Source organism: Paenibacillus stellifer (assembly GCF_000758685.1).
In the GTDB taxonomy this organism is placed as follows: Bacteria; Bacillota; Bacilli; order Paenibacillales; family Paenibacillaceae; genus Paenibacillus_AQ; species Paenibacillus_AQ stellifer.
The window spans coordinates 417024-441759 of record NZ_CP009286.1; the positions used below are offsets into that span (position 1 = coordinate 417024).

20 protein-coding genes and 1 riboswitch are annotated in these 24736 nt (G+C 57.6%); of the genes, 15 read left to right on the forward strand and 5 right to left on the reverse strand.

Annotated elements, in window-relative coordinates:
* Positions 1–24 precede the first annotated feature (24 nt).
* From PSTEL_RS02065 to PSTEL_RS02105, 10 genes are all read left to right on the forward strand, one after another.
* Positions 25–771: a TerC family protein gene (locus tag PSTEL_RS02065; RefSeq protein ID WP_038693154.1), complete on the forward strand. Its 747-nt coding sequence runs from the start codon at positions 25–27 to the stop codon at positions 769–771.
* A gap of 119 nt (positions 772–890) precedes the next feature.
* Positions 891–2102: an HpcH/HpaI aldolase/citrate lyase family protein gene (locus PSTEL_RS02070; protein ID WP_245625053.1), complete on the forward strand. Its 1212-nt coding sequence runs from the start codon at positions 891–893 to the stop codon at positions 2100–2102.
* A 76-nt stretch (positions 2103–2178) separates the two neighbouring features.
* A complete protein-coding gene (locus PSTEL_RS28120) occupies positions 2179–3699 on the forward strand; it encodes a phosphoribosyltransferase family protein (RefSeq protein ID WP_084065356.1) in 1521 nt (506 codons plus the stop codon).
* Positions 3700–3701: 2 nt separating this feature from the next.
* On the forward strand, positions 3702–4853 hold the full coding sequence (locus PSTEL_RS02080) for a cysteine protease StiP family protein (RefSeq protein WP_038693155.1): 1152 nt from the start codon (positions 3702–3704) through the stop codon (positions 4851–4853).
* A complete protein-coding gene (locus PSTEL_RS25955; protein ID WP_052098130.1) occupies positions 4850–5950 on the forward strand; it encodes an HAD family hydrolase in 1101 nt (366 codons plus the stop codon). The genes PSTEL_RS02080 and PSTEL_RS25955 overlap by 4 nt, the downstream gene beginning before the upstream one ends.
* The gene (locus tag PSTEL_RS02090; RefSeq protein ID WP_038693156.1) at positions 5947–6999 is read left to right on the forward strand and encodes an ATP-grasp domain-containing protein; all 1053 of its coding nucleotides are present in this window, start codon (positions 5947–5949) and stop codon (positions 6997–6999) included. The genes PSTEL_RS25955 and PSTEL_RS02090 overlap by 4 nt, the downstream gene beginning before the upstream one ends.
* An 84-nt stretch (positions 7000–7083) precedes the next feature.
* On the forward strand, positions 7084–7884 hold the full coding sequence (locus tag PSTEL_RS02095) for a hypothetical protein (protein WP_038693157.1): 801 nt from the start codon (positions 7084–7086) through the stop codon (positions 7882–7884).
* 11 nt (positions 7885–7895) lie between these two features.
* Positions 7896–8993 carry a toxic anion resistance protein gene (locus PSTEL_RS02100; RefSeq protein WP_038693158.1) on the forward strand — a complete coding sequence of 366 codons (1098 nt, stop codon included), beginning with the start codon at positions 7896–7898 and terminating at the stop codon, positions 8991–8993.
* Between the two features lie 14 nt (positions 8994–9007).
* The gene (locus PSTEL_RS27320; RefSeq protein ID WP_156995749.1) at positions 9008–9187 is read left to right on the forward strand and encodes a hypothetical protein; all 180 of its coding nucleotides are present in this window, start codon (positions 9008–9010) and stop codon (positions 9185–9187) included.
* A gap of 102 nt (positions 9188–9289) precedes the next feature.
* Positions 9290–10081, forward strand: coding sequence for a formate/nitrite transporter family protein (locus PSTEL_RS02105; protein WP_038693159.1), 792 nt, complete (start codon positions 9290–9292; stop codon positions 10079–10081).
* A 156-nt stretch (positions 10082–10237) separates the two neighbouring features.
* Here PSTEL_RS02105 and PSTEL_RS02110 read toward each other — a convergent pair whose 3' ends face one another.
* Positions 10238–10696: a rhodanese-like domain-containing protein gene (locus PSTEL_RS02110; protein ID WP_038693160.1), complete on the reverse strand. Its 459-nt coding sequence runs from the start codon at positions 10694–10696 to the stop codon at positions 10238–10240.
* 137 nt (positions 10697–10833) lie between these two features.
* Between PSTEL_RS02110 and PSTEL_RS02115 the strand changes: the two genes are divergently transcribed.
* Complete coding sequence (locus tag PSTEL_RS02115) at positions 10834–11718, forward strand: LysR family transcriptional regulator (RefSeq protein ID WP_038693161.1); 885 nt, start codon at positions 10834–10836, stop codon at positions 11716–11718.
* Here PSTEL_RS02115 and PSTEL_RS27325 read toward each other — a convergent pair.
* The 3 genes from PSTEL_RS27325 to PSTEL_RS27835 form a co-directional block, all read right to left on the reverse strand.
* Entirely contained in the window at positions 11643–12086 is a 444-nt protein-coding gene (locus PSTEL_RS27325) for a hypothetical protein (protein ID WP_156995750.1), read from the reverse strand. The two genes, PSTEL_RS02115 and PSTEL_RS27325, sit on opposite strands and share 76 nt — an antisense overlap.
* A gap of 60 nt (positions 12087–12146) precedes the next feature.
* Positions 12147–14396: a TPM domain-containing protein gene (locus tag PSTEL_RS28055; RefSeq protein WP_245625161.1), complete on the reverse strand. Its 2250-nt coding sequence runs from the start codon at positions 14394–14396 to the stop codon at positions 12147–12149.
* Between the two features lie 185 nt (positions 14397–14581).
* On the reverse strand, positions 14582–14728 hold the full coding sequence (locus tag PSTEL_RS27835) for a hypothetical protein (protein ID WP_169744524.1): 147 nt from the start codon (positions 14726–14728) through the stop codon (positions 14582–14584).
* Between the two features lie 291 nt (positions 14729–15019).
* Here PSTEL_RS27835 and PSTEL_RS25960 point away from each other — a divergent pair, with 291 nt between their 5' ends.
* Complete coding sequence (locus tag PSTEL_RS25960) at positions 15020–18145, forward strand: EAL domain-containing protein (RefSeq protein ID WP_052098131.1); 3126 nt, start codon at positions 15020–15022, stop codon at positions 18143–18145.
* Between the two features lie 80 nt (positions 18146–18225).
* On the opposite strand, the gene PSTEL_RS02135 is transcribed toward PSTEL_RS25960, so the two are convergent.
* A complete protein-coding gene (locus tag PSTEL_RS02135; RefSeq protein ID WP_038693164.1) occupies positions 18226–19263 on the reverse strand; it encodes a GGDEF domain-containing protein in 1038 nt (345 codons plus the stop codon).
* A gap of 209 nt (positions 19264–19472) precedes the next feature.
* Positions 19473–19572, forward strand: a riboswitch (purine riboswitch).
* Between the two features lie 70 nt (positions 19573–19642).
* Between PSTEL_RS02135 and PSTEL_RS02140 the strand changes: the two genes are divergently transcribed.
* The 3 genes from PSTEL_RS02140 (at position 19643) to PSTEL_RS02150 (ending at position 24722) form a co-directional block, all read left to right on the forward strand.
* A complete protein-coding gene (locus PSTEL_RS02140) occupies positions 19643–21073 on the forward strand; it encodes an NAD(P)/FAD-dependent oxidoreductase (protein WP_038693165.1) in 1431 nt (476 codons plus the stop codon).
* 482 nt (positions 21074–21555) lie between these two features.
* Positions 21556–23037 carry a M14 family metallopeptidase gene (locus PSTEL_RS02145; protein WP_245625054.1) on the forward strand — a complete coding sequence of 494 codons (1482 nt, stop codon included), beginning with the start codon at positions 21556–21558 and terminating at the stop codon, positions 23035–23037.
* Between the two features lie 158 nt (positions 23038–23195).
* The gene (locus PSTEL_RS02150; RefSeq protein WP_038693167.1) at positions 23196–24722 is read left to right on the forward strand and encodes a methyl-accepting chemotaxis protein; all 1527 of its coding nucleotides are present in this window, start codon (positions 23196–23198) and stop codon (positions 24720–24722) included.
* Positions 24723–24736: the final 14 nt, after the last annotated feature.

Genomic DNA, 24736 nt, shown 5'->3' on the forward strand with positions numbered 1-24736 from the left:
TAATGAAACCGGAGGCAGGCAAAGATGGATTGGTTTACTGATTTTTTTAGGAGCATAAGCGAGAATTACGGACACTTCTTCTCCTGGCATGATGTGGTGGCGACGCTTTCGGACCCGGTCAGCTGGGGGATCATTGCCAGCCTCGTCCTGCTCGAAGGGCTGCTGTCGGCGGACAACGCGCTCGTGCTGGCCGTCATGGTCAAGCATCTGCCCAAGGAGCAGCAGCGCAAAGCGCTGTTCTACGGTATTTTGGGCGCTTACCTGTTCCGGTTTCTGGCAATCGGACTTGGCACCTATCTCATTAACTTCACTTTGGTCAAAGTGCTTGGCGCGCTTTATCTCTTTTACATCGCCTATAAAGGGATCTTTAAGGGCGGCGGCGATGAGGCTGTAGAGAACAAAGGGGCTTCCTTCTGGAAAACGGTCCTGCTCGTCGAGCTGATGGACATCGCCTTCAGTATCGACAGCGTAATCGCGGCCTTCGGCGTGAGCAGCGAGGTCTGGGTGCTGTTCATGGGCGGCATACTCGGCGTACTCATGATGCGGGGCGTCGCCCAAATCTTCCTGAAGCTGATCGACAAATTCCCCGAGCTGGAGCAGACAGCCTTCCTGCTGATCGCCATTATCGCGGGCAAAATGATGGCCGGCGCCTTCGGCTACGAAATGTCGCATGTCGTCTTCTTCGCTATTATTATCTCGGTATTTGTTGGCACCATCTTGTACAGCGTGGGACGCCGGAAGAAAGAAGAGAAGAAAGAAGTTCACCGCTAAGCGGCGCCCGCCGCTTCCGGATTCCGATACGAAGAATCATTTCTGTACAACGGCAGCCGTCCCCGTAAGGACGGCGAAGCCGGTTTCAAGGCATTATTCCAAACCGGGAGGGCTGTGAGATGAGGTATTTTGAGTACTTGACGCCGGATTTGGAAGAGTCGCTGTTCTATTCCCGGCCTATGCATTTCAACCGCAGCACCGGCAAGGATCTGCTGGCCCACGCTGTCGGCGCCGCCCTCTATATGCCCGCTACCCGGCCGCAGGCGGCCGAGAGTATCTGGGAGCTGAAGAAGAACGAAGGCCTGATCGCCGCCATTCTCGACCTGGAGGACGCGGTGGGCGACCTGGAGGCAGCGGAGGCGGAAGAGCGGGCGATTCTTCATTTGGCCCGCCTCGCCGAGCTTGCGGAGAGAGAGGAAGACCCCGGGGCCGATCTCCCGCTGCTGTTCATTCGGGTGCGCAATCCCCGGCAGCTGCGCAGGCTGATTCGGCGGCTGGATTCGCTGATCCTGCTGCTGACCGGTTTTGTCTTCCCGAAATTTACTGTCGAGGATGGCGGCGAGTACCTGGAAGCCGTCGCCGATTATAACCGTTCCCGGCTGGCGGGGACCCCTCCGCTGTACGGCATGCCGATTCTCGAGAGCAAGGAGATTCTGTACCGGGAAAGCCGGCTGGGCAGTCTGCTGTCGGTTCGGGAGCTGCTGTCGGCTTACCGGGAGGAGGTGCTGAACGTGCGAATCGGCGCAACCGATTTCTCCAGCGCCTTCGGCCTCAGGCGCAGCGCCGGGACCAGCATCTACGAGCTGGCGCCGATCCGGGACTGCATCTCCGACATCATTAACTTGTTCGGCCGGGCGGAGGATGGCTATGTCATTTCCGGGCCCGTCTGGGAGTATTTCGCTTCAAGAGGCGGCCCCGGTCTCCGATTTCGGCCGGATGAACAACCTCTTGGAGGACTGCCGCCTCAAGGGCTGGCGGGAGCGCTTCGGCCGAACCGCCTGAATACGCTGAACGGGCTGATCCGGGAGACACTGCTCGACAAGGAGAACGGGATCGTCGGCAAGACGGTCATCCATCCCTCCCATCTGAAGCCGGTGCAAGCGCTGTATGCGGTCACACATGAAGAATACATCGACGCGAAGGGAATTATGGAGAGCACGGACGGATCGCTCGGCGTGTTCAAGAGCATGTATCACAATAAAATGAATGAAATCAAGCCGCATCTGAACTGGGCCAGACGCATTTTAATACGATCTCAAATCTACGGGGTGTTGCATGAAGAACAGCATTTTTCCGGATTACTGCCCGAATACGCCTACGCACACGTTTAAGATTGTCGATCATCTGTCGGTGCAGGTCACCGAAACCGCTAATCCTTTCTCGCTTCCTGTATCCGCTCTCTTCTCCATGGCCGCCCGCATTAACAAAAAGCGCAGCTTTCTGTTCGTCAGCAAGGTGCTCGGCAAGCATATTCCAGTTGACCCCTATACACCGCTGCTGACGGGAGCCGCGCTCGGCCTGCTGCTGTACCGCCGGCAGTGGGAGCGCCTGAAGGAGGTGGAGGCGGCCCAAATGCAGGGAAGCTTGTATGCGGCGGAAGCGGCCTCCGGGCAAGAGCAGGCGGGCGGGCAAGCCGAGCTAGCCGGGCAAGCAGGGGATGCCGGGAATGCCCGGAATGCCGGGGAGGCGAGCGCTGAAGCTCCGGGACCGGCAACCGACCATATCCATCCCGGCGTCACGCTCGGCGAGGCGGAAGAGCGGCTGGCAGAAGCGGCCCGGCTGCTGGAGACGGCGGTCCGGGGCTTGTCGCAGCCGGAGTTTGCGCGGGAGGCTTACACCGAGTTAGCCGGTGCGAAGCTCGTTCTGCCGGAGCCCGTTCTGTTCATCGGCTACGCGGAGACCGCGACTGCGCTTGGCCACAGCATGTTCCGGCTGTTTCATGACGGCGCTGCTTACATTCATACGACGCGCGAGGATATTCCGGAGCTGTCTTCGGCGATCTCCTTCGAGGAAGAGCATTCCCACGCGGTCGACCATCTGTGCTACACGCTGGACCCGGAGCTGTTGTCCGGCGGCGAGCCTGTAGTTCTGGTCGATGACGAAATTACGACTGGTAACACGGTCGTCAACACGATCCGGGATATGCAGTCCAAATTTCCGCGAAGCGACTATGTGGTGGCTTCGATTTTGGACTGGCGCACAGGGGCGAACCGGGAAGCCTACGCCGCTCTTGAGCAGGAGCTGGGAATTCGCATAGCTTCCCTCTGTCTGCTGGAGGGAAGCATCGAAGTGAGCGGAACGCCTCTGCTGGAGGCGTCAGCAGCACCGTCCGCCGCACACGGCGCAGCGGGCGAAGCTACCGGAAGTGCAAGAAGAGCGTCGGCTCCGGTCAACCTGTCCCTGCTGCAGGACGGCATGGACCGCCTTCCTGTCTCTTCGCGTGATTCACTCGGCGAAATCAATGCCGCGCCCTATATCCGCGGCTCAGGGCGGTTCGGCATCCGTTCCGGCGACAATGAGGAGCTGGATCTGGCCGCTTCCGCCGTTGCCATGCGGCTTCAGGCGCTAAGAGAAGGCGGCCCTGCCCTGGTTCTGGGCACGGGGGAATTCATGTATTTGCCGATGCGGATTGCGGCTGCTATGGGCGAAGGAGTGTCCTATCAGTCGACGACCCGCAGTCCGATTTATCCGGTGGACAAACCGGGATACGGGGTGGCCAGCGCGGAAGCGTATCCGTCGGCGGGCGATCCCGGAATCATCAATTATTTGTATAATATTGCGCCGGATCAATACGACGATATCTTCGTGCTGTTGGAGCGGGAAGTGCCGATTCCCCGCATCCAGCCTATGCTGGATGTGCTGGACAAGCTGGCCGGACGCAGAGTTCATGTCATTATGCTGGGCGGCGGCCCGGGGAAGGAGGAGTAGTGATGAAGGAGACGGAGAGAGCGGAATGGATGGAGAGAATGATCGCGCCGCCGGTTCCGCTGGGCAGCTATCACCCGGGGGATGTTACCTTTCTGCTGAAGGATCTCAGCGGAGCCGATCTGGAGCGCGGCACGTCGGAGCGTGAGACCGCCATCCAGTCAGGCGTGCATTACTCGGAAATGCTGCCGGTGGAATACCGGCCGACAGAGCCGTACATCCGCCTGTTCCATGAGACGCTGGACGAATCAGCGGCCCGCGTGGCGGAGGCTGCCGCCGCCGTTGCCGAGCTGATCTGGGCGCGGAAGGGGCCGGAGGCGGTTCTGGTATCGCTAGCGAGAGCCGGCACACCGATCGGCGTGCTGGTCAAGCGTTATCTTCTTCAGGCCTATGGGGCCGATCTCCCCCATTACAGCATTTCGATCATCCGGGGCAAGGGAATCGACGAGAATGCGCTGCTCTATATGCTGCAGCGGCACGGCCGGGAAGCCCGGCTCCAGTTCATAGACGGCTGGACGGGCAAGGGGGCGATCCGGCAGGTGCTGATTGAAGCATGCCGGAGCTTTGCAGCCCGGTACGGCATCGCGCTTGATGACGATCTCGCGGTGCTGGCCGATCCTGGGCACTGCTCGGCTACGTTTGGAACGCGCGAGGATTATTTGATTCCGAGCGCTTGTCTGAATTCGACCGTCTCGGGCCTGATGAGCCGGACTGTACTGCGGGACGACTTGATCGGACCCGGAGAGTTCCATGGAGCCAAGTTCTACGCGGAGTGGATGGAGGAGGATGTGTCGAATCTGTTCGTCGACAAGATCGCCTCCCATTTCGACTCCGTCGCCGAAGAAGGGCGCCGCAGGGCCGCCGCTATACTGGCATCACCGCCGCAGGTGACCTGGCAGGGGCTGGCGGATATCGAGGCCATCCGGGAACGGTACGGCATTGCCGACATCAACCTCGTCAAGCCCGGTGTGGGCGAGACGACGCGCGTGCTGCTGCGCCGCGTGCCCTGGAAGATCCTCGTCGACCGGCCGGATAATCCGCATCTCCGCCATATCAGACTGCTGGCGGAAGACCGGGGCGTCCCGATCGAAGTCTTCCCGGGACTGACCTATTCCTGCTGCGGCTTGATCAAGCCGCTGAAAGGAGATGCGCCATGATCTATGTCAGCGATCTTGACCGCACGCTGATCTACTCCCCGGCGGCGCTCGGCGTGCCGGAGAACACGCCGGGACTTCTCCCGGCGGAATCGGACGGCGGCCGGACCTTGTCCTATATATCCGCAGCCGCCCTGGAGGCGCTGAGCGGGCTGCCGCCGGAGGTGGTCTTCATTCCGGTGACAACACGCACCGTGGCCCAGTACCGGCGCATCGAGTTGTTCCAGGACCTTGTGATCCCGGAATACGCCGTGACAAGCAACGGCGGCACCATTCTGGTGAACGGCGCCGTTGATCAGGAATGGCGGGCCGGCATGGAAGCGAAGGTGAAGGCCGGGTCCGCCTCCGCTGCGGAAGTCAGAACGATTGTGCTTGAAGCGCTGCGGCAGGAATGGATCGCCAGCGAACGCTGGTGCGATGAATTCTTCTTCACTTTTGTAGTGCACCGTGACCTCATTCCGGCAGAGACGGCGCTCGCGCTGTCGGACAGGCTGTACGGTCTTGGCTGGCGGGTGTCGCTGCAGGGCCGCAAGCTGTATGCCGTTCCGGCAGCCGTCAGCAAGAGCGAGGCGGTGCTGCATATCAGCAGCAGGCTGGGCAGGCGCGTGATGGCGGCCTCCGGCGATTCGCTGCTGGACCGGAGTATGCTGGATATCGCCGACTGCGCCATCGTTCCGCCGCATGGCGAAATCTACGCCCAAGCCGCGCAGCGGGCTAATGCGGATGGCGCGAGTGGCGCAGGAGAGACGGTAGACGCGGGCAGCACAAGAGATGCAGGCGGCGCAAGAGGTACAGGCAGCGCAAAAGACGCTGCCAGCACCACGGGCACGGGCGGAACAGGCGGCGCAAGAGGTACAGGCAGCGCAAAAGACGCTGCCAGCACCACGGGCACGGGCGGAACAGGCGGCGCAAGAGGTACAGGTCGCGCAAAAGACGCTGCCAGCACCACGGTCGCAGGTGGCACAGGCGATGTCCACCCCGGCGGCTACCGGTTTACAAACCAGTCCGGCGTGTTCGCCGCCGACGAAATTCTGTCGATGGTCCGGGAGTTCCATGAACGGAACCGAGCGGCCGCCGAAGCGGAAGCAGGTGCCTCATGAAGCCCGTCCGCGTCTATTTTAACCGCTGGTTCTCGGTCGCCTATCACTATATGAATCTCATTCGCGAGAATCCGGATGGCGTGCCGTTCACGATTTATGCAACCCATCCCGATATTAATCATATGTCGCTTCAGGGGGCCGATATTGCCGAGACGGAGCCTGAACTCACAGGGCTGGCCTATGTGGAGTTCTGCCTGGATTTCTGCCGCAGGCACGCTATCGACGTGTTCATTCCCCGGCTGCACATGCTTGAGATTTCGCGGCATATCGCGCGGTTTGACGAGATCGGAACCAAGGTGCTGGTGTGCCGGGATACGGAGCTGCTGGAGAGCGTCATGCTCAAGGCCAGCTTTTACGAGCGCGTACGGGCAACCGGCATTATGCCGGTTCCCGAATACCGGATTGTCCGCAGCGCAGAAGCTTTCGGCGAAGCCTGCCGAGAGCTCGGGGACATGGGCTACCGCGTCTGCTTCAAGCCCAATGATTCCGAGGGCGGCCTCGGGTTCCGGATCATCGACAACAAGCGGGATCACCTTGCGGACCTGTTTGGCTACGTGACGCCCTACATTTCCCTGGAGGAGGCGCAGACGATTCTGGCGAAGGCGTCCTCCTTCCCCGATCTGATGGTGATGGAGTTGCTGGAGGGGGATGAATACAGCATTGACTGCCTGTCTGACGGAGAGGGCCGTCTGCTTGCAGCGGTTCCGCGCCGGAAGGCGGGCGGACGCCTGCGCTTGTTGGAACGGCATCCTGATTTCCTGGAGCTTGCGGCCCGGGTGGCGGAAACCTTCCGTTTTCCCTACAACTTTAATATCCAAATGAAGTATAACCAAGAGACGGCGAAATTGCTGGAGATCAATCCCAGAATGTCAGGCGGGTTGCATCTGTCCTGTCTGTCCGGCATTAATTTCCCCTATTTGGCGGTAAAAAGCGCGCTCGGCGGCAAAGTTCCGGCGATGGAGCTGGAAGCCGATATTTTGGCAACCCATATCGAGCAGCCGGTGATTGTCCAGCGGCGGGAGTACCAGCTGCCGGAGCGATTCAATTGACAGGAGCGCGCGGAAAATGTTACTTTTCTTCCAAAGAAGACAGGCTATAATCCCCGGGGAAAGATGGCCTAAGAGGTGACTACGATGAAATCTCAAGCGAAAGTATTGGTATATGCAGGCATTGGCTACGCCGCGGCCGTGCTGACGAGCTCCATTCTGCCGGAAATGCTGTCCCTGCTGCTTCCCGTAGGAGGAGCGGCGCTAGGACTGATGGGCGGCGGAAGCCGGCGGAGCAATCTGCCGGCGGAAGTGCTGCCGGCCGGCCAGGAGACCGCAGCCTCACTGCCTTCCCGGCAAGGAGCGGGCGGCGCCGGAGGCAGCGGCGGCCTTCCGGGCGCCAGCGGGCGTCCCGGAGCTCCGGGCGGCGCAGCAGGCAGCCGCGGGCAGGCGGCGGCACCCCAGGCAAGCGCCTCCGGCTTCCAGGCGGCGCATCCCGCAGAGGAGCCCGGAAGCGGAGCACCTGGCCGCAGCGGCGGAGGAATCAACCCCGAATTCCTTCCCGTGGTCGAGTACCTCGGTATTCTGGAGGATATGATCATCTCCGAGGGCCAAAAGTACACGCTCGACAATGAAATCGTCGAGAAGTCGCTTGCGCTGTTCGCCCGTCTGCAGCGCGTCATTCCGCAGCTTCAGGAGCTGAACAGCGGCGAGATCAACCATACGATCCGCCGCCTCGTGCTGAAGGACCTGAACGCCGTGATCAACCCGTTCCTCAGGCTCAGCGGCGAAGCCAAAACGCGGAATCGCCGGATGCTGCTGAACGGTATCAAGGATATTGATTCCAAAATTACCGAGATCGCTTCGACGATCGAACACAAGGATTTGATGGAACTGCAGAGCAAGGCGGAGCTGATTCACCAGCGCTATAACAGCGCCGAATTATAGGAGGGAAGAGCATGTCCACACCGCTGATTCCACTGAAGAAGGAAGATGAAGACAAGGTTGTCCAGGAAGCCTCGCAGTTGATCGAGAGAGTTGCGAAGACCGACACCGTTCAATTGGACACGCTGATGGACGATATTGGCAAGCTGGGCGTCAAGACGCAGGAGAAGGCGGGGCAGACGCTGAAGCTGCTGGACCGTCCGGTCAACGAGCTGATGAGCGGGAAGCGGACTGAAGTGTCGAACATGATTCTGAAGCTGCGGAATGAATGCGAGGATCTGCAGCAGAGCAAGAATGTGAGCTTTTTCGGCAAAATGCTCCGCAAAAGCCCGCTCAAGAACTACGTCTACAAGTACCAGTCCGTCCGCACGAATATCGACGCCATCATCACCGGCCTCCGGGACGGCAGGGACACGCTGGAGGAGAGCATCGTCAACATGCGCCAGCTCAAGCGCACCTCCATGGATGAGATCTATAATCTCCAGACCAAAATCGCGTTCGGCAATCGGCTGAAGGAGATGTTCGATGCCGAAATCGCCAAGCCGGAGAACGAGTACCGTAAGACTTATCTGGAGAGAGGCCTGCGCAAGGTCGTGACGCGCATCCAATCGATGACCGAAATGATCATGCTGTACAACCAGGCGATCGCTGCCACGGACATCATCAACGACAACAACGACAAGCTGATCGACTCCGTGAACAATGCGATCGACAAGACCTCGAATCTCATCACGGTCTCGGCCATGATCGCCATGTCGCTGGCGGACCAGGAGAATGTCATCTCCGCCGTCGAGGCGACCAACAAGACGATCGAGGACCAGTTCAAGGAGAACGCGCGGCTGCTGCGTACGACGACGGAGAAGACGACCGAGCTTCTGGCCAAGCCGTCCATGTCCATGGAGGCCGTCAATCAGGCGATCGGCGATCTGATGTCCGCCCTCGATACGTCGGAGCAGTCCAACCGCCGCATCATCGAGAGCTGCCAGGATTACACGACCAAGATGACCGCGATCAATACGCAGCTCGGCAACCGTCTCGGGCAGGGCGAGCAGAACCGTCCCCAGGCGCTGAATCAGGATGCGGACAGCGGGCTCGGCAGCTTTTTGAACTGACCGGCCAGACTTTTATGCCAGAATACGGCATCCATCATAATCCTCCTTTCCCGTTCATACACTGCGACATGGCGCGCGGCGATGCGGAGAGGAGGATTTTTATTATGATCCTGGGCGGTCTGATCCTGGTGCTGATTGTGGTGGCCAGCAGCGAGAAGGCGGAAGGGATTGCCGCACTGAACGACGACGAGTGAGCGAACCGGCCGGATAACGAACCTCCGAAGGATGCTGATTCAAGCGATTTCTTACGGGTTATTGGGAATAATAAGCTAAAAATCCCATCCTGCGGAGGAACTATGGAAAACGAAGCGCTGCTTAAAGTCGAGCAACTTGCTCTAAAGAAGCAAAAGATCTACCGAAACAGCATTTTTCGCTATATCGCCCGCGCCATGCTGGCCAGTATGTTCATCGGATTCGGCGTTATCGTCGCATTCAAGACGGGCAACTTCTTCTTCATGGAGCAGTCTCCGCTCACGTATCCGATGGCTGCCGTCACCTTCGGCGCTGCCATCATTCTGATCTCCTACGGCGGAGGGGATCTATTCACCGGCGACACGTTCTACTACACCTATACGGCCCTGCGCCGGAAAATGCGGTGGACCGATGTCGGGCGAATGTGGGTGCTGAGCTATATCGGCAATATTTTGGGCGCGGGGGCTTTCGCACTGCTCATTTATTTGACCGGGTTGTTCGATGCCTCGAATGTGAACGGCTTCCTGCTGAGCGTCGTGGAGCACAAAATGGAAGCTCCCGCTTTCGAACTCTTCTGGCGGGCTATCCTCTGTAACTGGCTCGTCTGCCTGGCCTTCTTCGTCCCCATGTCCATGAAGACCGACGGGGCCAAAATGTTCGCCATGGTGCTGTTCGTCTTCTGCTTCTTCATTTCCGGCTACGAGCACAGCATCGCCAACATGTGTACCTTTGCCATCGCGCTTGTGCTGAACCATCCGGGCACGATCTCCTGGGGAGGCGTGTTTCATAATCTGATCCCGGTTACCTTCGGCAATCTCATCGGCGGCGGCGTGCTGATGGGCGTCATGTATTATTATGTGAACAAGCCGTTTCTGGATACGGAAGATCATGCTTAAGTATTCGACTGTCTGGCTCTGGGGGCATATGCTCCACTGATTGGATTCTTGTGAAAAAAAGACCCTCCCGCCGCTCGGAGAAGCGGCGGCCGAGGGTCTTTTGGCGCTGCGGCTGCACAGGGATGGACGGGGAAGCATAACCGAAGCGAATGCCGGTTAACGTTCCGGCCAGGCCGGCATCCGGTAATAGAGCGGCGCCTCCCCGCGAAGCGTTCCTTCCAGCGGGCCGCCCTCCTTCCGCCAATATTCGATGCCGCCAAGCATCTCCTTGACGGCGTACCCCTGGCGGGCCAGCCTTGCCGCCGCTTTGCTCGCTCCGTTGCAGGCGGGGCCCCAGCAGTACAGCACCAGCGTCCGACCGCGGGGAAGCCTCTCTTCATCGCCGGGATGCAGCCGGCCGGAAGGAATGGATACCGCGCCGGGCAGATGCGCCTCCTCGAATGAGCGGGCGTCGCGGACATCGACCAGGATGAAGTCCGCGAGGCCTTCGCGGAGATCGTATGCAACATCGGCGACATCGGTCTCGAAGGCTTCCTTGGCGGCGAAGTGGGCCGCCGCTTCTGCGGGGCCGGCGGCAGGAACCGCCAATACCTGGCTTTTGGGTCGTACGTTCATGATAATTCCTCCTCATGATTTGTTTTTTGGACGGAAGTTGTGTCTTCTCCGTTATTGTAGCTTGAAAGAGATATTGCCGTTATCTATAGTTATAGATAGCAATTATCGAAATGATTGATAATAGAGAGGGTAACGGTATGGAACTTACGTATTTGCGCACATTCTGCGAGGTAGCGGCAAGCGGCAGCTACACACGGGCTGCGGAGAATCTCGGCTATGCCCAGTCCAGCATTACCGCCCAGATCGCCAAGCTGGAGGAGCTGTACGGCGCGAAGCTGCTGGAGCGCTCCGGCCGGGGGATGGCGCCGACCTTCGCCGGGCGGACGCTTCTCGGGTATGCCCATCATATTCTCGCGCTCGTAGGGGAAGCGAAGGAGGCCGTCTCCGAAGGGCATAGCGGCGAGCTGGCCATAGGCTCGATCGAGACGCTGGCCGCCTATTTCCTGCCTCATCGGCTTCACCGCTACCGCAGCGCCTACCCCGGCATCCGGCTGCGCGTAGTCCCCGGCTCCGAGCCGGACATTATCGCTTCGGTGCGGAATAATACAGCGGATTTCGGCTTGATTTTCGACAAGCCCTGTACGCTGGATGAACTGAACACGCTGGCTCTGAGCCAGGAGGAGCTGTTCGTCGTTGTCCCTCCCGGACATCATCTCGCGGAGCGGAAATCGGCGGACTTTGCCATGCTGGCCGGGGAGAAGCTGGTGCTTACCGAGGAGAGCTGCACATACCGGAATCATCTGCTGCATGCTCTGAGGGAGCGGGGGATTTCGCCACGAATCGAGCTGGAGCTTGGGAATCTGGAGGGAATCAAACAGGCGGTTAGGCATGAATGGGGAGTTGCTTATCTGCCGGGTTATACGATTAAGGATGAGGTGGAAAAGGGTGAACTGAAGGCGGTTCCGCTTGCTGCTGGCGGCGGCCTGGGCTTTCAGATTCAGCTCGTCTACCGCAAGGACCGCTGGCTGTCTCCTTCGCAGCGGCGGTTCATCGAGACGATGGAGGGACGGTCGCCGGAATAGGCATCACGGCCGTATACAGCAGGTTCCCAACCATCCGGGGCGGGCACATCAACAAAAACAAGCGCCGCCGGTCGTTGAAGACCAGCGGCGCTGTTAAGTTCAAGCCGGACACATTCAGGCTGGACACGTTCAAGCCGAACACGTTCAAGCCGGACACATTCAGGCTGGACACGTTCAAGCCGAACACGTTCAAGCCGAACAGGTTCAAGCTGAACAGGTTCAAGGCCGGACACATTCAGGCTGGACACGTTCAAGCCGAACACGTACAGGCCGAGCACGTTCAAGCCGGACACATTCAAGCCGACATGTTCAGGCCGATACACATTCCAGTCCGGCCGCTGCCTTAGCCGGGTAAGCTTGACTTTCATCGCCCGGCGCCAGCGGATTGGCGCAAGCCGGAACAGTCTCCGGCTGCGGACCCGGTGCTCCTACCATTTAGAGCCGCCGCCCGACTTGCCTCCGCCTCCCCAGGAGGAGCCGCCGGAGGACCGGCCGCCTCCGCCTCCGCTGTGTCCACCACCGCCACTGCGGCCCCCGCCTCCGCCGAAGCCATCACCGCCACCGCCAAAGCCGCCACCCCCAAAGGGAGGCGTTCCCGGCGGACGCTGCTGTCTGCGCGCCTGCTCCTCAAGCATCGCCATCTGGGCCCGGCGCTCCTCTTCTTCACGCCGCCGGATCAGACGGGCCGCCTCATCCGCGATCTGGGCAACCTGAGCGGTATAGCTCCCGGCCGCTGCCTCCAGCTCATCGAGGTTGAAGGGCGCTGCAGACAGGCCGCTCTGCAGCTCCCGGTATCCCGGGACGGACGAGAGCGAGAGTCCGCCCCCCAGGGACAGGCCCTTGCTGCGCAGCTGCATCCGGGCCGCCTCCAGCCGGCTCTCGCCTTCCTGGAGCGCCGCGCTTACCCGGTTCAGCCGGTCGCCAAGCCCGGCGACGGCATCGGCTGCGCCGCCAAGCGCGTGGCCGCCTTCCTCCTGGAGCGCCAGCAGGCGATCCAGCGCGGTACGGGCCTGCTCGAATTCCCCGCGCTCATCGCTCGTCAGAGCTTCGATCCGGGGAAGCTCGCCTTCCGCTTCCGCTATGCGGCGGCTCCATTCGTCCAGTGCCGTCTGCGGCGAAGCGATATGCCGCGAGTCGAAGCGGCGGCCGGCTTCCGAAATCCGGCTCTGCAGCTCGCTCCGGCGCTGGCGGAGAGTGCCGAAGCCGCTGCGGGCCGTCTCCAGATCGCTGCGGTTGCTCTCCCGCAGCCGTGCCTGCCGCTCGGTCATGGCGACCGCCTCTTCGACCAGCACATCGACCGCTGCGGAAATGCTCCGCACCTCGTCCATCATTCCGCTGCTCAGCGGAGCCTCCAGAGTCGCCATCCGCGAGGAAGCCGACTCCAGATTATCGTAAGGCTTCACCTTCATGTTCTGAAGCGAGTTCGCCTGAATCAATTCCGCGATCCTGGCTCTGGCTGCCGCCAGGCGTTCCGGGAATTGGCGCAGCTTGTTGCGGTAGACCTCCACGTCCTGAATATCCCGTTCGATCTGCTCCTGCTTCGCTTGCGCCTCGCCGGCAAGCTCCTGGACAGCTACCGGGTCGAACAGCTCTAACTGGTCCGCTTTATCCGTCTCCTCGGACAGCTCCTTCAGATCTTCCGCGATCTCCTGAAGCCCGAATCCCGTCTCCTTCAGCGTCTCCTGAAGATCCTCGTTCAGTTCGGGCATATCCTGCTTCAATTCGTTGATCTTCGCCTTGACGCCACGGTCCGCTTCGCTGATGACCGCGATCTGCTTCTCCTCTCCCTCCAGCAAGCTCCGGTAGGAGTCTTCCTTCTCCTGAAGGACGCCGATGACTGTCCGCAGGGCGCCCAGCTTCCAGAAGGCGGGAAGCTCACCCTGGTTCTCCGAGTTCAGGGCGGAGAGCTCGATAAGCGCATTCGAGAGGCGGGAGGAGATTCCCTCCGCCATTTCGCCGGTCTTGCCCTGCACAATGCCCTGAAACGGCTTCAGAGAATCCAGCGCCCGGTTGGCCCGCACGAGCAGGTCGCCGATCTGCTCGCGCCGGCCCGACAGCTGTCTGCGCAGCCGGGAGCCGGAGATCGCCACATAGGCGATGACTCCGAGTATCAGCACACCGATCAGCAGAGCGGCGATCGTGCCCAGCGGAAAGGAACCCGCTGTGGAATTGGCGGCCCCTTGTCCGCCGCCGCCGATGTCTTGTCTGCCGCTGCCGATGTCATCAAGGGCGCCAGCCAGCGCCTTGATACCACCCGCGAAATCTCCGCTCTTCGCATGGGGGATGAAATAGGTATCAATCACCTGCTTGACCGCAGCAGACCCGGTTCCGGCTCCGCTGCTGGAAGACCAGGAATCCAGGGCGCTCTGGAGCTGCGGATTGATGAAGCTGAGCTCCGCCTGCTGATCGCTGGATGAGAGGAGCAGCAGGATATCACGGCCCGACAACCGCCAGGCGTCGTAGACGTCTGCCGCGTATGTGGCCGAGGATTCGCCGTTCAAGGAGTCGATCGTCAGCACGTACAGCCGGTAATTTCCGCTCTCCGCTTCCCGGGCGAGCTCACTAGCTTCGCCGGAGGTCAGCATTCCCGCCCGGTCAGTTACAATGCCCGTGCGCTCCGGGATTGCCGCTGCGGAGCAAAGGCCGGGCAGCCATAATAGACCGATCAACAGTAACATCACATATCTTTTCAATAGGACACGCTCCAATCGGTGGGACTGTATAGCCTGTATTAAATATACTATATATTTACCTTCCTCCGCTTGCCGATGCGCCTGCCCGGATGATTCCCGTAAACGTCAACAGCCGCCCTCCGGCTGATCGGAGAGCGGCTGTTCAAGACTTTAGAGCAGGATGTCTATGTTTATTTTCTGGAGTTGTCGGTGCAGAGCAAAAATTGCAGGCGGGACTTGATCTGCTGCTGCCATTTCACATCTCCGACTTTGACGGCAAGATTCAGCAGATCCAGGTAATCATCAACTTCCAGCGACGTCCGGGCGGTAGCGTTCATGGGCATTCAGTCTCCTTCAAACTTGAAATTGTAATCGATAATGAGAATCGTTATCATCTAAACCGATAATGCTATTATCCACATTTTATAAATAAAAAGCAATATGAAAAGTGAATATTCTCACTTTAAATTGTTACAATTTTAGTGATAAGGCGGGGTAGGGCGTTTGGCTCATTAAAAATTACATTTTCCCCCTTAAGAAGCAGGAATTCTCCCAATATTTGTCGAACCAACTCATATACTTTCCTATTTCTGTTGATAACCGACAAATAAATCTAAGGAGAAATAGCGATGAAGCGTCATGCGTTCATCCTGCCGTTTCTTGTACTGCTGCTTGCCATACTGCCCGAGGCTGCTCTTGCCGCCAAGAAGGAAGTGGCTTACAGGGCGGAGCTGGACTATCCCCCTTATAAATATGTTCAGAACAATTACTTGACCGGTTTTGATATCGATCTGACGAACCGGATCTTTGAGAAGCAGACGTACCACGTGGATTACAGCAGTGAACCTTGGAACAAGGTGTATCGGCAGCTGGTGAACGGGGAAATCGATACGGGCGGCCTGATGGCGGTTAACGCCGATCGGGCGCGGGACATACTCTACTCCAAGCCGGTGATGCAGACCTTCATATCGGTGTATGCCAGACCGGGATTTACAGGGCAGGTCACGCTTAAGAATTTGGGAAGTTACAGGATTGGCGTGGGCAAGGGGCAGTATACGGAGAGCGTGCTTCTCAAGAAGGCGGGAGTCAGCGGATACACTGCGTATCCGACGGTTGCCGAAGCTCTTGATGCCCTGACGAAGGGCCATATCGATCTGCTCTTCGAGAATCAATCGGTCGTTGACTATCTCATTGTCGAAGAGGGATTAACGGGGAAGATCATACATAAATTGAGAAATTTATATCCGGCAGATGTGGCCTACGGCGTGAGCAAGGACTCGGCAGAACTGATTCCCTATATCAATAAGCGCCTGGATCTCCTTCAGCGGGACGGAACCTTCGAGCAGCTGTACCAGCAGTATTTCTTCAGCCATTCCGATGGATATATGGATCAGAAGCGCTACCGGGCTATTCTGTGGCTTGCCGCCGCCGTTCTTCTGATGACCGCAGGCATTCTCCTTCTCCGCATATACATCGGGCGTCTGCGCAAGGGACTCCGCGCCGAACAGCGTTTCACGGAGAGCATCATCGAGCATACAGGCGTGTTCGTGCTGGCGGTCCGGGAGGACCGGACGATCATGCGGCTTAACAAGCTCGGTGAACAGGTTCTCGGGGTCAGCGAAGCGGAGCTGATCGGAAGAAAACTGGACGAGGCGGCAATTATAATTCCGGGTGCGAGCCAGATCAAGGAGCTGCTGCATCGCGCGGTCGCCTATCATTTTGTCGACCGAAAGGAGCTGCAGATTCCGGAGAACAGTCCGGATGGCAGATTCTATCTGTGCCGGACGACGCTGATCAGGGAGCTCGGAGGCCGCGACTCGGACACTTTTGTGCTGATCGGGATCGATATCGATGAACAAAAGCGCAATGAGCTGAAGCTGCATTCCAGCTACTGCAAGCTGGAGGCGGCGAACCGGGAGCTGGCGCATGCCCAGGAGGAACTCCAGGAGCATAACGAGAAGCTGGGATTCAGCGAACGGCGGTTCCGTTTGGCGGTTGAAGCCTCGGGGGCTTACATCTGGGAGCTGGAGATCGATAGCTGGACGTATTGGGTCTCCGAGCGATGGTATGAGACGATGGGGTTCACCGAGAAGGGCATCGACCGCTCTGTCGAATCGCTCCTGATGCTCATTCATCCGGACGACAGGGAGTATTCGGACCGCGCGCTGTACGATCATCTTGCAGGCCGTACACCAGTCTATGAGACAGAGTACCGGATGCGGACCGAAGACGGAAGATATCTCTGGTTCGAGGTCAGAGGCAAGTCCATCGGAGATATCGGCGGTGGCCGCCCGCTGTTTATCGGATCGCTGATCGACATCACCCACCGGAAGCAGATAGAGTTCAAGCTGAGCAACAGCTACCAGGAGCTTGAGGCAACCTATGAGCAGCTTACAGCCACTCAGCATGAGCTCATGGAGCATTATGATATTTTGCTCGAGAATCAGAAGGAAATGCATCATCTCGCTTATTTCGATTCCTTAAGCCATCTGCCGAACCGTCCGTATCTGCTGGATGCGATGGAGAAATATTTCCTCTTTCCCGGAGGAAATGCCGCGCTGCTGTTCGTGGATACGGACAACTTCAAATATATCAATGACACGATGGGCCATAAGTTCGGCGATATTCTGATCCGGCAGATGAGCGAGAGATTGCAGGAGATTTTATCCGGAGAAGGCAGCATGCTCTCCCGCCTGGGAGGAGATGAATTCGTAATCTTCGTCAAGGATGTCGCAGGCAGGGATGATGTGACGCGCATGGCCGAGAACATTATCTGCGAGTTCAAGAAGCCGTTCTCGATCGGCGAGAGCAGCATCTATGTCTCGGTGAGCGTCGGCATTTCCTTTTATCCGGAAGACGGAAGCTCCACGGAGGAGATTCTCAAGAACGCCGATATTGCCATGTACCGGGCCAAAGAAGCGGGCAAGGGCATTTATGCCGTGTATGACAAATCGATGCACACCGAATTCAGCGAACGGATGATGATCGAGAAGCATCTGCGCAGCGCGCTCGACAATGCGGAGTTTGAGCTGTACTATCAACCCCAGGTGGAGATTGCGACAGGCTCCATTACCGGCTTCGAAGCACTGATCCGCTGGAACAGCCCCGAGCTTGGCTTCGTGTCGCCTCTGACGTTCATCCAGATTGCCGAGGATTCGCGGCTGATTATTCCGATCGGAAGGTGGGTGCTGCGAGAGGCCTGCTTCTTCATGAAATCAGTGTGCCGGGACCGGCGCCATTCCTACAAGATCTCGGTTAACATTTCGGTGATCCAGTTGCTTCAGGACGACTTTATCGATATGCTAACCGAAATTCTTGAAGAAAGCGGCATGGCGCCGGAATGCCTGGAGCTTGAGATCACGGAGTCGGTCTTTATCGAATCGTATGAGCGGACGATCGCCAAGCTCAACGAGCTGCGCTCAAGGGGCATCCGCATTGCGCTGGACGATTTCGGCACAGGCTATTCCTCGCTTAGCTACCTGCAGCAGCTTCCGATCTCCACGCTGAAAATGGACAAGACCTTCATCGACCCCCTTCCGGGCGACCCCTTCAGCCAGTCATTCATCCGGACGATGGTGTCGCTGGGCCATGAAATCGGGCTTGAGGTCGTGGCGGAAGGCGTAGAGGACAAGGAGCAGCTTGCCTTCCTGAAGGGTTCAGGATGCGATATGGTGCAGGGCTATCTGATCAGCCGCCCGCTGTCCCGGCAGCATACGGAGGCATTCATCCGGCAGCAGGGCGGCGGTTGGATGTAACTTAAGCTGTTCATTCACCGACACAAATAAGGGATGCCCGATCGGCCGCAAGGCCGAAAGGTGCATCCCTTGTTTGTGTTCTAAAGCACGATAATCCGGTTCTTCCCCGTCTTCTTCGCTTCGTACAGGGCATCGTCAGCTTTTTGAAAGACATAGCTCTTCGAATCCGCGCCCTGAAAATCATGCATGCCGATGCTCACCGTCACCGACTTTCCTTCCATCTCGGAAATATGGTGGCCGGCGACGCCGGTCCTTATCCGTTCCATAATGTCCCGCGCTTCCTCTAGCGTCTTGGCGGTCAGAATGATGGCGAATTCCTCTCCGCCGTATCGGGCGGCAAAATCGTCGGTTCCAATATGGAAGAGCACCTCGGACGCAACCTGCTTCAGCGCGATGTCGCCGACCCAGTGGCCGTAGGTGTCGTTCACTTTCTTGAAGTTATCGATATCGAGAATCGCCAGCTGCATGGGAAAAGGATTGGATTGCTGGTGATCGATCAGCCAGCCCAAGTATTCATGGAAAGTCTTATGGTTGTATAAGTCGGTCAGCGGGTCGATTTTGGACAGGCGGTCCATGATGATGTTCTGAATCCGCAGATCCTGCTCGGTTTTCTCGGAATTCGCAAGGGAACGGATCAGGTCGTTGCCGCGCCGGATGACGCCAAGCCCGGTCAGGGCAAGAGCGGCGAACATCATGCCGATCAGCAACGTGTCTGGCAGCTGGGAGGCGTTCAAGCCTTGAACTTCTCCAAGTATCGCCAGAAACAGGAGCGCCCCCGCGGCAGAAGCGAACAGGTAGGAGGTTCTCATGTAGATCATGGATACCAGCAGCGGGAGAGCCATAATCAGCGGCCATACACGAACATCCGGAGCCAGAAACGCGACGATCAGAACGGATATAACATAGCTTCCAACCGTGATGGAAACTTCGCTTGCATCGGGCTTCCATTTGCAGATGCTTTCAAGCAGAACAATGATACCCACAATAATCAAATCAGGCAGAATGAGGCGGCTGTTTAACAGTTGACTTGATGTATGAATAAGCAGCACAATCCAGAAGGCATTCAGCAGCGCACGGTTCCAATTGAATTGGCGAGGAGGTTGCAAAGGGTTGGGCATCGAAGTTTCCTCATTTCCAGTGGCAATAACCGAATATATTCGACAGGAATCCCTAATTTTCCTTCCATGTCGAGGGAAGTTCATAATGTTCGGTTTTTGATCAAATTCACTTGGATTATCAAGAAGAAAGTTTGTGTTTTTCGTTGAAATACGTATAATATCGAGTTTTTTCATTGACATATTCGTCAGTATTCAGGTAAACTGCTAATGGCTTAAAAAATCTTGCTGTTCGTATATCCTCAGAAATACGGTTTGAGGGTCTCTACAGGGAACCGTAAATTCCCGGCTACGGATGGGCGCCCTCTTTGGCGTGCCCAGGTCCTGGACGGGATTTTTGCCGTGCCTTGCTTCCCAAATCCATTGATTGCTGGAGGAACAGATGAGTAAATATGATGTGATTGTCGTAGGTGCCGGTCCTGCCGGGATATTTGCATGCTATGAGCTGACGCGGAAGGCCCCTCACTGGAAAGTGCTGCTGATCGACAAAGGACATGACATATACAAACGCAGATGTCCGATTCTGGAGGAGAAGATTCAATTCTGCCCTCCGGCATCCGGACGCAAGGAGTTCGCAGGCTGTCTTCCAGCCTGCTCCATTACCGCCGGCTTTGGCGGAGCCGGTGCATACAGCGACGGCAAATTCAATATTACGACCGAGTTCGGCGGCTGGATGACGGATTATTTGCCGCCGTCGAAGGTTACGGAACTGATCCGCTACGTTGACGATATCAATCTGGAGCATGGGGCGACGGATGTGATTACCGACCCGACGACCGAGCCGATCCGCCGCATCGAGCAGCGCGGCTACGCGGCGGGGCTGAAGCTGCTGCGCGCCCAGGTGCGCCACTTGGGAACGGAGCAGAATCTCGAGATTCTGAAATCCATTTACGAATACCTGCAGACGAGAATTGACATGCAGTTCCGGACCGAGGTCCAGGATATCGTAACGGTCAAGGAGGATGGGGGACACCGGGTAACCGGCGTCACGCTGAAGAATGGCGAAACCTACGAGGCCGGACTGGTGATGATTGCCCCGGGACGGGACGGCTCAGCCTGGCTGACCGAGGTCTTCAAGAGCCGCCGCCTGAAGATGTACAACAACCAGGTGGATGTCGGTGTCCGCGTTGAGACCTCGGATGTTGTCATGCAGGAGATCAACGAGCATCTCTATGAAGGCAAATTCATTTTCAATACGTCGGTGGGCACCCGGGTCCGCACCTTCTGCAGCAACCCGTCGGGCCATGTGGTGGTCGAGAATCACAGCGGCGTAATGGCGGCGAACGGCCACTCCTATAACGATCCGGCGCTTGGTTCTGCCAACACCAACTTTGCGCTGCTGGTCTCCCACAAATTCACTGAACCATTCGACAAGCCTAACGAATACGCGCGCGAAATTTGCAAACGGGCGAATGATCTTTCAAACGGCGGGGTCATCGTGCAGAAATACGGCGATATTCTGCGGGGCCGGCGCTCGACCGCTACCAGAATCGCGGAAGGCTTCGTCGAGCCTACGCTGAAAGAGGCGGTTCCCGGCGATCTCGGTCTGGTTCTGCCGTATAACACGATGAAGAGCCTGATCGAAATGGTCGAGGCGCTGGAGAAGGTCACCCCCGGCATCGCCTCGGAGCATACGCTGTTCTACGGGGTGGAAGCGAAGTTCTACTCCGCCCGTCCGAAGCTGAAGATGACCTTCGAGACGGAGATTGCCGGGCTCTTCTGCGGCGGAGACGGCGCGGGAATAACACGGGGACTCGCTCAGGCGGGCGCGGCAGGCATATGGATTGCGCGGGGCATGCTGGACCGCGCGTAAGAGCGGCCCGATCCCGAACCCAAGAGTTTGTCCCACAGAAGCATCTTCTCTTAGTGCCAAGAATTCAGTATATGGGCCGGCAGTTCATCATCCAGGATGAGCTGCCGGCTTTTTTTCTCAACTGAGTCCTCGCAAGCATGTCAGGTTCGTAAATTTCAACAATTTCCGCGGTCCAAGAAGGGACTTTAGTCCTGCCTGTAGAAGTGTTCAAATGGCTAACCGAAAATCATCCAGGGGAGGGGGAGGTTGCCATGTGTCTCACTTGAGATCATTGATACATACACGGGCTGCATCGACCAGATTTTTATTTTTAATAAGAAAAAATGCATTAATGAGGTGATTTGTTTTTGTTTTCACGACGACTGCGTATTCCTGTCATTTTCCTTTCTTTCCTTCTAGGGTTTGCTGCCATTATGCCATCCCTGGTTAGTGCCGCTTCAACATCGATCGTCAACCCCAAACAGGTCTATACCTATGCCCAAATGACGAAAGATATACAGGCTCTGGCCGCCGCTTATCCCAATCTGATCCGCTATGAGAGCATTGGCAAGACCGCTTTCGGCCGCGACATTTGGGCGGTTGCGCTCGGAAATGGAGAGGCGACGATTTTTATTAACGGTTCCCATCATGCCCGGGAATGGCTGACGACAACCTTGAATCTGTACATGCTGGAGCAATATGCCCAGGCCTATATCAGCGACGGGCAAATCGGGAAATATTCAGCCAGGCAGAGCCTGAATGAGACGACCATTTGGTTTGTTCCTATGGTCAATCCTGACGGTGTGACCCTGCAGCAGTTCGGAGCTTCCGCTTTCCCGCAATCGGTGCGGACAAGGCTTATCCAGATGAACGGCGGCAGCGCCAACTTTGACCGCTGGAAAGCGAATGCGAAAGGTGTCGACCTGAATCGCCAATATGATGCGGATTGGGCGCATATTCAAAAAGCAGTCTCATATCCGAACTTTATGAATTATAAAGGGACGGCTCCCGAACAGGCCGAAGAGACGAAAGCTCTGGTTGCGTTTACGAAACGGATCGACCCTGAAATCGCGGTGTCCTACCATACCGCAGGCAGCATTTTGTATTGGAATTTTCATACCCAGAAAGCCAATCTGTCACGCGATCAACGGTTGGCCCGCACTTTTTCCTCCAAAACGGGATATTCTCTCGTGGCTCCTTCGTCCAATCCTTCGGGCGGCGGATATACGGATTGGTTCATTCAAACGTACGGCCGGCCTGCCTTCACACCGGAGCTGGGCACGAAGACGGGAGAAACCAATCTGCCGATCTCCGCTTTTTCTTCAGAATGGAGGAAGAACAAGACGATTGGCCTGTGGCTCGCGGATGAAGGATATAAGCTGTGGTATCAGAAAAATAAAAATAACAGGGTGGTCCAGGACTATGCCGCCTCGTTCAACATAACGGAAACCAAGAGGGCTTATAGTCAAAACAACTTCCTTTCCCAGGCATCCATCCAGATCTCGCCGCAGACGTTACAGTCCATACGCCGGTCAGGAAATTGGTTCTTGATTCAGACTTACGCGGGACCAAAATGGATTTATGAAGCACATCCGCAAATCGGAACGCCGGAGACGGTTGATGTGTATCTGGATCTGCAAGACAAAGTTTCGCTCTATGCTTCACCGCTCGATCAAACCTCTGAGACGCTGCTTCCTCCGCAGGAAGTGCATGCGATTAAGCGCTGGAAATCCTGGTATCTGGTCGAAGTGCAGACGGGGACGAAATGGGTTAATTTGACGAATCTATCGTTCAGAGAGCTGACGCCCATGAATCAAAACCTGACCTTGTCGCAGCCTGTGTCGCTGTACGATGAACCGGACGGCAAGGTGATTCTGGAAATCAGCGAAGTGCCGCAAGATGTCACAGCTATTCGGCAGTGGAAGAACTGGGTGGAAGTCCAATTGCCGAATCAACAGACGGGCTGGGTCCAGCTGGAGCTATAAATGAAACGATGATTTGATAAAGCCTTTTGTTTGTTAACTCTCCGAAAAATGTGCGGAATTTGGGCGAAAAGGGCGGATTATTGCTGAGGAATGCATATCCATGGCGAATTTTACCTGCTATAATGTCATGATACATAACATGAAGGAAGTGGGTCGAAATGCTCTTGCAACACAAGCGTCTCGTTTTCGCCTGGAATGCCGTCTTTTTGCTGCTTGCTGTACTGTACGTACTGTTGTTCATCAAAATGTTCTGGGTACACAAGCTGGTACTGGTGCTGATCTTCTTGTCATCGATGCTTCTTTCATACGCCGTGTACCGATCCCGTGGCCGGCTGGACTCGGTCCTGGTCCAGGCGGAAGATCAGGTGCGGACGCTCGGCAGCGAAATGCTGGTGACCTCCGACCGGATGCACGGCGCGCTGGCGGAGATCAGCCGGCATACCGAGGAGCTCCAGCGGACAGCCGATCTATCGCATGAGCTGGAAGTGGCCCTTAAGAGCCGTAGCTATGAGGCCAAAGCCAATATGGAGGAAGCCTCCTCCACAATGAACGGGGTCGCCGGGGCCGCAGAGAGCATTCAGCAGCTTACCGACAAGCTGGGCCGGAGCATGCAGGCGGCCAGCCGGGAGGTTGCCGAAATGGTCGACTCCCTGAAGAATACGGATGAGGTCATGAAAGAGCTTAAAGAGCAGAGCGGCGATATGTTCGAGAAGTTCACTGCGCTCAGCAAGCATATCGCGACTGTCGAGAGCATTAATGAAGTGATCGTCGGCGTTGTGGAAGAAACGTCGCTGCTGGCGCTTAACGCATCCATCGAAGCGGCGCGCGCGGGCGAGCAGGGACGAGGCTTCGCGGTCGTCGCCGGCCGCATCAGCAAGCTTGCGGAGCAGAGCCGCTCGTCGGTGGACCGTTCCTCTGCACTGCTGGTCGATATCAATCAGGGCGTGCGGCAGGTACTGGAGTCGGTGGAGCGGGAACGCGTTTCTGTCGATCGTGGAGTAAGCGAGGTAGCCTCCGTTAAGGTGCGGCTCGCCGAGATGTCGGGAACGGTTCGGGTCGTGGATGAAGCGGTCGGGGAGACCGTGAAGGCGACCGTCCGCCAGAGCGAGCTCATCGCCGGGGGGCTGGAGGAGCTGACCGTGGCGGTCGGCCTGCTCAACGAGACGATTGCCAGCGTCGATGTAACGCTGGAGCAGGTGGACCGGCAGCGGAGCCAGATCGGCGAGCTGAACGGCGTCAGCGCCCAGATGCTTGCCGAGTCGCAGGCGCTGCGCGAGTCCGTCGCGGAAATCGCCGGCAGCCACGAGATTCAGGACAGCCGTTACTCGGAGAAGCTGGAGTATGCGAAGAAGCTGCTGCTGCGCCTGGCGGCCAGAGAGGAGCTTAGCGTTCCCGATATGGACACGCACAAGAAGGTGCTGGCCGGCTGCCTGAAAGAATCGGAAGACGTACAGGCGATCTGGTCCAACCGGACGGACGGCACATTCATCTTCTCGCAGCCGGAAGCGGGGCTGCTTAATGCGAAGCAGCGGGATTGGTGGATCGGAGCGATGAACGAGGGGGATTATGTATCTGAGCCTTACATCTCGGCCATTACGAAGCGCCCCTGCATTACGCTCTCGCGGTCGATTACCGACGGAAGCGGGAACAAGGTCGGCGTTGTCGGCGTCGATCTTGCGGTGTGAGACATACCGGCACC